The sequence below is a fragment of the Acetobacter suratthaniensis genome, from assembly GCF_017377745.1.
GTDB lineage: Bacteria > Pseudomonadota > Alphaproteobacteria > Acetobacterales > Acetobacteraceae > Acetobacter > Acetobacter suratthaniensis.
Genome location: NZ_JAFVMG010000008.1, coordinates 134,528 through 141,866, shown reverse-complemented (window position 1 = coordinate 141,866; position 7,339 = coordinate 134,528). Strand labels below are relative to the sequence as shown.

8 protein-coding genes and 1 tRNA gene are annotated in these 7,339 nt (G+C 56.5%); 1 reads left to right on the top strand and 8 read right to left on the bottom strand.

Annotated elements, in window-relative coordinates; all coding sequences use genetic code 11:
- Positions 1-113: 113 nt before the first annotated feature.
- From J2D75_RS09235 to J2D75_RS09220, 4 genes are read right to left on the bottom strand one after another with little or no spacing between them, the layout of a single operon-like run.
- Entirely contained in the window at positions 114-470 is a 357-nt protein-coding gene (locus J2D75_RS09235; RefSeq protein ID WP_207854529.1) for a hypothetical protein, read from the bottom strand.
- Complete coding sequence (locus tag J2D75_RS09230; RefSeq protein ID WP_207854528.1) at positions 470-928, bottom strand: hypothetical protein; 459 nt, start codon at positions 926-928, stop codon at positions 470-472. The genes J2D75_RS09235 and J2D75_RS09230 overlap by 1 nt, the downstream gene beginning before the upstream one ends.
- The gene (locus J2D75_RS09225) at positions 925-1,743 is read right to left on the bottom strand and encodes a ParB N-terminal domain-containing protein (protein WP_207854527.1); all 819 of its coding nucleotides are present in this window, start codon (positions 1,741-1,743) and stop codon (positions 925-927) included. The genes J2D75_RS09230 and J2D75_RS09225 overlap by 4 nt, the downstream gene beginning before the upstream one ends.
- Positions 1,740-2,105, bottom strand: a complete 366-nt coding sequence (locus J2D75_RS09220) for a helix-turn-helix domain-containing protein (protein ID WP_265782982.1) — start codon at positions 2,103-2,105, stop codon at positions 1,740-1,742. Before J2D75_RS09220 ends, J2D75_RS09225 begins: the two co-directional genes overlap by 4 nt.
- A 122-nt stretch (positions 2,106-2,227) precedes the next feature.
- Here J2D75_RS09220 and J2D75_RS09215 point away from each other — a divergent pair, with 122 nt between their 5' ends.
- Positions 2,228-3,286: a S24 family peptidase gene (locus J2D75_RS09215; RefSeq protein WP_207854526.1), complete on the top strand. Its 1,059-nt coding sequence runs from the start codon at positions 2,228-2,230 to the stop codon at positions 3,284-3,286.
- Positions 3,287-3,792: 506 nt separating this feature from the next.
- Here J2D75_RS09215 and J2D75_RS09210 read toward each other — a convergent pair.
- The 4 genes from J2D75_RS09210 to gatC form a co-directional block, all read right to left on the bottom strand.
- A tRNA-Ser gene (locus J2D75_RS09210) sits at positions 3,793-3,885 on the bottom strand.
- 167 nt (positions 3,886-4,052) lie between these two features.
- Positions 4,053-5,507, bottom strand: a complete 1,455-nt coding sequence (gene gatB, locus J2D75_RS09205; RefSeq protein WP_207854525.1) for an Asp-tRNA(Asn)/Glu-tRNA(Gln) amidotransferase subunit GatB — start codon at positions 5,505-5,507, stop codon at positions 4,053-4,055.
- Positions 5,504-6,991, bottom strand: coding sequence for an Asp-tRNA(Asn)/Glu-tRNA(Gln) amidotransferase subunit GatA (gatA, locus tag J2D75_RS09200; protein ID WP_207854524.1), 1,488 nt, complete (start codon positions 6,989-6,991; stop codon positions 5,504-5,506). Before gatA ends, gatB begins: the two co-directional genes overlap by 4 nt.
- The gene (gene gatC, locus J2D75_RS09195) at positions 6,991-7,278 is read right to left on the bottom strand and encodes an Asp-tRNA(Asn)/Glu-tRNA(Gln) amidotransferase subunit GatC (protein ID WP_207854523.1); all 288 of its coding nucleotides are present in this window, start codon (positions 7,276-7,278) and stop codon (positions 6,991-6,993) included. Before gatC ends, gatA begins: the two co-directional genes overlap by 1 nt.
- Between the last annotated feature and the right edge of the window lie 61 nt (positions 7,279-7,339).

The following is a 7,339-nucleotide window of genomic DNA, read 5'->3' as shown; positions in this document are numbered from 1 at the left end:
CACCACCCAATCCACCTTGTGGCTGCACAACCCAAACAAGGAGGAAACTATGTATTCTATTTCTGTGCCCACGGATGACGACACGCCAAATATCAACATAACAAATGCCTCCATCAAAGAGCTTGCTCTTGGCTTTGAGGTGTCGGGGGATTTTGAGTGTCTAGAGATCGGAGTTGGTAACTCGGTATCTGGACGTCTGACATTCCGGCTAAGTAGCCTTCCAGCCATGTCGTCAGTTCTTGATCTAAAGAAAATTCTTCTGACCGCTCTCGCAGACACAATAAAGCTAGCCGAGAAAGAAAGCTGAACTCGCTCACTCCGATCTGAACAGTCTTTTCTTTTGTGGTGGCCGGACGATATTCGGCCATCACACCACCGCGTCCGATACCTGCTATTCCCAAATTGCCAATCCTGATGTTGGCATGCCCTGCAGCATCAGTTTTGGAAGAAATAAATGCTTTCTTAGACATCACACGCGCCCTCCACGCACCATCTGCCTGCGCAGACCATGTTCCATCCGGGCAAGCTCCTGCTTGCGCTCACGCACTGCCGCCAGTTCGATCATGGGTAGGAAGCGCTGCTCAATCACCGCCCAGCCGCGTGGCTGGACAAGAAACTGCACCAGCCGCCTGTCCTGTGTTGCGCCCACAAGGGCGTCAAACCGGGGCACACTGATCTGGTGGCCATCCCGCTGCACGCTGGCATAGGCGTTCAGCATGTTCACGCTGACAGGGCGCCCCAGAATGCCGCTCATGCGCTCGGCCACTTCCGGCCTGCTCAGGCGGCAATCCTCCAGTGCCACAGCAATGGCCCGTGCAAGCTGATCCTCAACCCGGTTCCCCCGGATCAGAAAGGGGTCAAAGGCCGCAACCGGCGCCGGTGGCGTCCAGTCCAGCAGCGAAAGCTGGCGTTCGTCCTTGCGGGTCATGCAGCCTCCACGATCTGGTCGCGGGAAATAACCCCAGCCTTCACAAGCTCATCAAGAAACACACGACGCGCAGGCACTTCCATTTTCAGGACGCGGGTAGCTTCCTTCTTCCCGACCTGAAGCCACAGCGCCTCGCCTGAAAGCTGAATAGGGGCTTCCTGCAATTCAGAGGGTTTCTTGCCCTTGAAAATTGCCTCTTTAACAGTGGCTACCTGCAGAACGGGTTCCTGTATGGACCCGACATAAAGCAGTTCCTGACGGTCATCGGCCAGCGTGGTGCTCTGGAGAATTTTCACCGTCTCCGGCTGCAAATTCTTATACAGAGCGATGTAGCCATGCACAGTGCGTTCACTGACCCCCATCTTTATGGAAGCGTCAGTGGCAAATTTTAGAGTTGCAACGGTTGCATCTCTAGAAAAGCGGTTCACTCCATGCTTGGTTTCCGGGTGCAGTTTAAGGTAGAGTTCCTTGCGCTCATATAAGCAGCGGGCGCGTGACAGGATATCCAGTTCCTGGCGGATGAGGTTCTCGTCAATTTCCTGTAGCCGAGCCTCATCCGCGTTCAGCTTCGTGATGGAAGCGTCAATGCTATCCCACCCCACAAGCTCTGCAGCACGCAGGCGGTGCGCGCCGGATACCAGAATATATTTCGGCCCATCCTCACCGCTGCTGCCATAACGCACCACAATGGCCGTTTCCTGACCGCGCTCCTCGAACGCTTGCGCGATAATGGCAGCGTGGCTTTCGTCCACCGGACGAATGCGCCCATCAATGCGCGGATCAATGTCAGCCAGCTTGATTTTCTTGACGTTCATGCTGCCACTCCGTTTTGACGGAGATCAGCCGGGATCACGCATGTAGGTTGCCGATCAGCAACCCGAGGAACAGGAGTTCCATCGTCATGATACCGATCTGGCCAGACTTCCCGAACGTCCCAACCCATAAGCTTGGCAAGCTTGCGTTCGCCCGGAATGGAATAAGCTGGGGACGAAAGGATATTGCTGACGGCATTATCAGACATGCCCATCGCCTTGGAAACATGAGAAAGCGGGCCAAATTTCTCCCTGATTTCCGCCTTCAGATACTCAACGTGCACTTTCCGTGGCTTTCGTGCCATAATAGCAACCTCTCGCAACAGAGTCGGCCCCACCGACTCTCTTTTTTGGTCCAGCAACACGGGGGTTCCCCCCGGATTACTACCCCGGAGATTTACCCATGAATTGCCGTATGTCAATTAGAATAGCTGTTTCGGGTCCAAGTTTTTCCAAAAAAGTCGCATAAACGAGATTTACCGTTAATATGACAGCAAATAATCAAATAGACGAAATACCGAATGGCGACTCATTGGATTTCGGGGCCGACAAATCAGAGGCGAAAATTAAAGATCGCGCTGAACGTCTACGAACAGCTGTCCGAAATGCAGGTGGAAACGCTATAATTGCATCCAAGTCCGGCATCCCCTTGGGCACCTTAAATCGCTACATCGCAGGGCGAGATATGAAGGTTAGCGCGCTTACTGCGCTTGCTGAAGCTTGCGCTGTAGACTTGGAGTGGTTGGCATATGGACGTGAGAAACAGACTGAAAACAGCCAAATTCCTTTGCCTGCAAGCACATCGAATATTATTCCGGCAGATAATCTCGACACGGGAGATAACGGACGCGATGTTGCAGAACGTACTGTCCGTCTTCAGCAGGCAGTGCAGGCTGCTGGCGGAAATACAAAAGTCGCCATTCGTGCACAAATGCCTCTCAGCACACTCAGTCGCTATCTCTCTGGCCGCGATATGAAGGCAACTGCGCTGGTGGCTCTGGCTAACGCTTGCGGCGTGAGTGTCGAATGGCTTGCTGAAGGAGAAGGCGCTCCAGAAAAAGGAACATTCGTACCCGAGTTATCAAATGTCGAAATAATCCCGGATCAAAGCACATTAAACGTCCGTTATTTTGACGTAGACGCTTCCGCTGGCTTTGGTAGGCTCGATTACGAACAAGAAAAACCTATTTATATGCCAATATTTAAGGCCGTTTTGGAGATGGCTAAATGCATTGCAAACGATACTATAGTTATGCACGCCGTTGGAGACAGCATGGCACCCACAATCAATAGTGGAGATGCTATGGTAATTGACACTAGGAGAACAGACCAGTTGTTCGGTGTCTATGTTTTCGTAATGCACGGTGCGGTATTTGTTAAACGTCTATCCGTGAGGACCGATGGTGCAATTCTGGTATCTAGCGACAACAAAAACTACCCGCCAGAGGAGGTGCCAATGGCTTCCGTGCGCTGGGGTCAGCCAGACGGCGCTGATAGCATGTGTATCGTTGGGCGAGTGGCCTTGTTAATGACTGCTGCCCTTTAAAAAGGCTTTAAAAGGGCTCTGAAGGTCTATCTGGCCAACCGCCACAAGTTCCATTTCATATGGCTGAATGAGCCCTACCGCACCTCAGAGTCCAATTTCATTTGGCTGAGGCCATTTTCAGATCAATGCGGGACGGCACCCAATTTATCGGCGGTTTCCCTAGACCAATCCCCCTATATCCCACCCCAGCCCACACAATCCCGGATAAACCTCAGAGTTCAGTTTCATTTGGTCGGTAACAGGCAGCATTTTTTATTGAATAATAATAAGCGATAGAGTCTGCCCTTAAAAAAGCTCCCCTGTCTATATGAGGGGCTACAGGCGTGTTTATTGCTCTATCCATTGGTTGGGGGCGCCTAACCGCTGTTCCGGCATCTGGGCCGATTGAATGAGTGGGAGTGCAGAAGCCTGCTTATGATCCGCTTCATTATATGGACAATGCCCCATGCCTACGAAGCAAAAATGCGAGGCTGGTTTACGGCTCTTGAGTGGGAATATTTAAAAATTGGCGGAGGGGATGGGATTCGAACCCACGGTACGGCTTGACACCGTACAACGGTTTAGCAAACCGCCGCCTTCAGCCACTCGGCCACCCCTCCGCCGAAGAGTGCAACATACACGACGTTTGCAATGCTGCTTTTAGGGGTGTGTGCGGGATTCGTCAAACCCTCTTATGCAAGTTGGCATTTATTTTTTGCATATTGGCGGGTTAGCTGGGGTTGTAGCCCTGCGCGGGCGGGGTATTCCGCCCCGCGCAGGGATGTTTTTAGCCGTTCAGGCGGGCCTGAAGGGCTTCGTTCACAAGGGCGGGATTGGCCTTGCCCTTGGTTTCCTTCATCACCTGTCCGACAAAGAAGCCGAACAGCTTGTCCTTGCCGGAGCGGTATTCGGCCAGCTTGTCAGCATTTTTGTCCAGCACCGAGGTAATGGCGGCGTCAATCGCCCCGGTGTCGGTGACCTGCCGCAGACCCTTGCGCTCGACGATGGCTTCTGGGGCTTCGCCCGTTTCCACCATGTCTTCGAACACTTCCTTGGCGATTTTACCGTTGATGGTGCCATCAGCGATCAGGTCCAGCATTTTGCCAAGGCTGGCAGCGCTGACAGGGCTGGTTTCAATCGTGTTGGAGGTACGGTTGAGGGCTGCAAACAGGTCGCCCGTTACCCAGCTTACGGCCAGCTTGCCATCGCGCCCACGGGCCACGGTTTCGTAGTAATCGGCTACGGCCTGTTCGGCCACCAGCACCCCGGCATCATAGAAGGTAATGCCGTATTCCTGCTGGAAGCGGGCACGCTTGGCATCGGGCAGTTCGGGCAGGGCAGCGCGCAGGCTGTCCACCCAGTCCTGTTCCAGCACCAGAGGCAGCAGGTCAGGGTCGGGGAAGTAGCGGTAGTCATGCGCGTCTTCTTTCGAGCGCATGGTGCGGGTTTCGCCCTTGGTGTGGTCGAACAGGCGGGTTTCCTGATCCACCGTGCCGCCGTTTTCCCAGATTTCAACCTGCCGCGCGGCTTCGGCTTCAATCGCCTGCATGACAAAGCGGATGGAGTTGACGTTCTTGATCTCGCAGCGGGTGCGGAACGGCTCCCCCGCCTTGCGGACAGACACGTTCACATCCGCGCGCATGGAGCCTTCCTCCATGTTGCCATCGCAGGTGCCCAGATAACGCAGGATCTGGCGCAGCTTGCGCAGATAGGCACCGGCTTCTTCCGGTGCGCGGATATCGGGTTCGCTGACGATTTCCATCAGGGCGACACCGGCACGGTTCAGGTCCACGAAGGATTTTGTCGGGTCCTGATCATGCAGCAGCTTGCCCGCATCCTGCTCCAGATGCAGCCGCGTAATGCCGATGGAGCGCGTTTCACCATTGGCCAGTTCAATGGAGATGGTGCCTGTACCCACAATCGGGTGTTCGAACTGGCTGATCTGGTAACCCTGCGGCAGATCGGCGTAAAAATAGTTTTTACGGTCGAAGCGGCTTGTCAGGTTGATCTGTGCGTTCAGCCCCAGACCTGTGCGGATGGCCTGTGCCACGCAGGTGTGGTTGATGACTGGCAGCATACCGGGGAAGGCGGCATCCACCAGACTGACCTGCGTGTTCGGGTCGCCACCAAAGGTGGTGGAAGCCCCCGAAAACAGCTTGGAATGGCTGATAACCTGAGCATGAACCTCAAGCCCCACCACAATTTCCCACAGGCCGGTCTGGCCTTCGATCACGTAGCTCATGCGCCTGCTCCCGCGTGCAGGGTGGGCCGGTGTGCAAAACCCGCCGCTGCTTCCAGCGCGCCGCCAACCGACAGCACGGTTTCTTCATCAAAATGGCGGCCCAGCACCTGTAGCCCAAGCGGCAGGCCCGCATTGTTCAGCCCCACCGGCACGGACAGGCCGGGAATACCGGCAAGGCTCGCGGGTACGGTAAAGATGTCGTTGAGGTACATCTGCACGGGGTCGTTCTGGTTTTCACCCTGCGCAAAGGCGGCGGAGGGTGCTGTGGGGGTCAGCAGAACATCGACGTTTTCAAACGCCTGCTCGAAATCCCGGCGGATCAGGGTGCGAACTTTCTGAGCTTTGAGGTAATAGGCATCGTAATAGCCAGCGGACAGAACATAAGTGCCCATCAGGATACGGCTGCGCACTTCCGCGCCGAAACCGGCCGCGCGCGACGCTTCATACACGGCGTCGAGCGAGGGGGCATCCACCCGTTTGCCAAAGCGGATGCCGTCATAGCGCGCGAGGTTGGAGGAGCATTCCGCCGGGGCGATAATGTAATAGCTGGTCAGGCCATAGCGGGTATGGGGCAGGGAGACATCCACCACCTCGCACCCGGCTTCGCGCAGCCAGGCAATACCCTGTTCCCACATGGCCAGCACGTCTTCAGGCAGGCCGGGCGCACGGTATTCGGTGGGGATACCCACCTTCAGCCCTTTTACACTTTTGCCCACGGCCTTGTGAAAAGCCGGTACCGGGCGGGAGGATGATGTGCTGTCCCGCTCATCAAACCCGGCCATGGCTTCAAGCATCAGCCCGGCATCGGCCACGCTGCGGGTCATGGGGCCAGCCTGATCGAGCGAGCTGGCATAGGCAATGACGCCCCAGCGGCTGCACCGCCCATAGGTGGGTTTCAGCCCGACAATGCCGCAATAGGCCGCAGGCTGGCGGATGGAGCCACCCGTATCCGTGCCGGTGGCGGCCAGCGCCAGACCGGCGGCCACCGCAGCGGAGGAACCACCGGAGGAGCCGCCGGGCACAAGGGCCACATCAGGCTCACCCGTACGGCGCCACGGGCTGGTGGTCGCCCCGAAAGCGGATGAGGTGTTGGCCGACCCCATGGCGAATTCGTCAAGATTGGTCTTGCCAAGGAAAACAGCGCCTTCCTTGAGCAGCTTTGCCGTGACCGTGCTTTCATAAGGCGGCACAAACTCGGCCAGAATAGCGCTGGCGGCAGTCGTGCGTACATCCTTGGTGCAGAACAGATCCTTGATGCCGATGGGCAGGCCGTCCATCAGCCCCGCCGTGCCTGCGGCGTAGCGGGCATCGGCGGCATCGGCCTGTGCCAGTACGGTTTCTTCGGGCAGGACGGTAATATAGGCGTTCAGCGTGGGGTTCAGGCGGGCGATGGCGTCCAGATGCGCCTTGGCCAGTTCACGCGCGCTGAAAGTGCGGGCGGCAAGGCCCGCGCGGGCTTCGGTCAGGGTCAGTCCGGTCAGCATTATTCGACAACCTTGGGTACGGTGTAAAAAGGCCCGGCCGTTTCGGGTGCACAGGCCAGCAGGGCGTCGCGGCAGTTGCCGTCGGTCACCACATCTTCACGCTGGCGTAGGGCTTCGGTTTCCGTGCCGACCATGGGGGGCACGCCATCCACGTTCACTTCGGCAAGTTGATCGATCCAGCCTAGAATGGTGTTGAGCTTGAGCGTTGTGGCTTCAAGTTCTGCGTCTTCAAGGCCGATACGGGCCAGTTTGGCTATGCGTCGGGTGGTCGCAAGGTCGAGCGACATGAAAGCGGACCCCTCATTGTTCAGACAGATGGTGCGAAACCCCTAGCATAATCGGGCGCAC

Coding starts and splice junctions, on each gene's coding strand:
- J2D75_RS09225 (WP_207854527.1), bottom strand. CDS start 1,743: ATGAACGTCAAGAAAATCAAGCTGGCTGACATTGATCCGCGCATTGAT.
- J2D75_RS09215 (WP_207854526.1), top strand. CDS start 2,228: ATGACAGCAAATAATCAAATAGACGAAATACCGAATGGCGACTCATTG.
- gatA (WP_207854524.1), bottom strand. CDS start 6,991: ATGCTGACCGGACTGACCCTGACCGAAGCCCGCGCGGGCCTTGCCGCC.
- gatB (WP_207854525.1), bottom strand. CDS start 5,507: ATGAGCTACGTGATCGAAGGCCAGACCGGCCTGTGGGAAATTGTGGTG.
- J2D75_RS09235 (WP_207854529.1), bottom strand. CDS start 470: ATGTCTAAGAAAGCATTTATTTCTTCCAAAACTGATGCTGCAGGGCAT.
- gatC (WP_207854523.1), bottom strand. CDS start 7,278: ATGTCGCTCGACCTTGCGACCACCCGACGCATAGCCAAACTGGCCCGT.
- J2D75_RS09230 (WP_207854528.1), bottom strand. CDS start 928: ATGACCCGCAAGGACGAACGCCAGCTTTCGCTGCTGGACTGGACGCCA.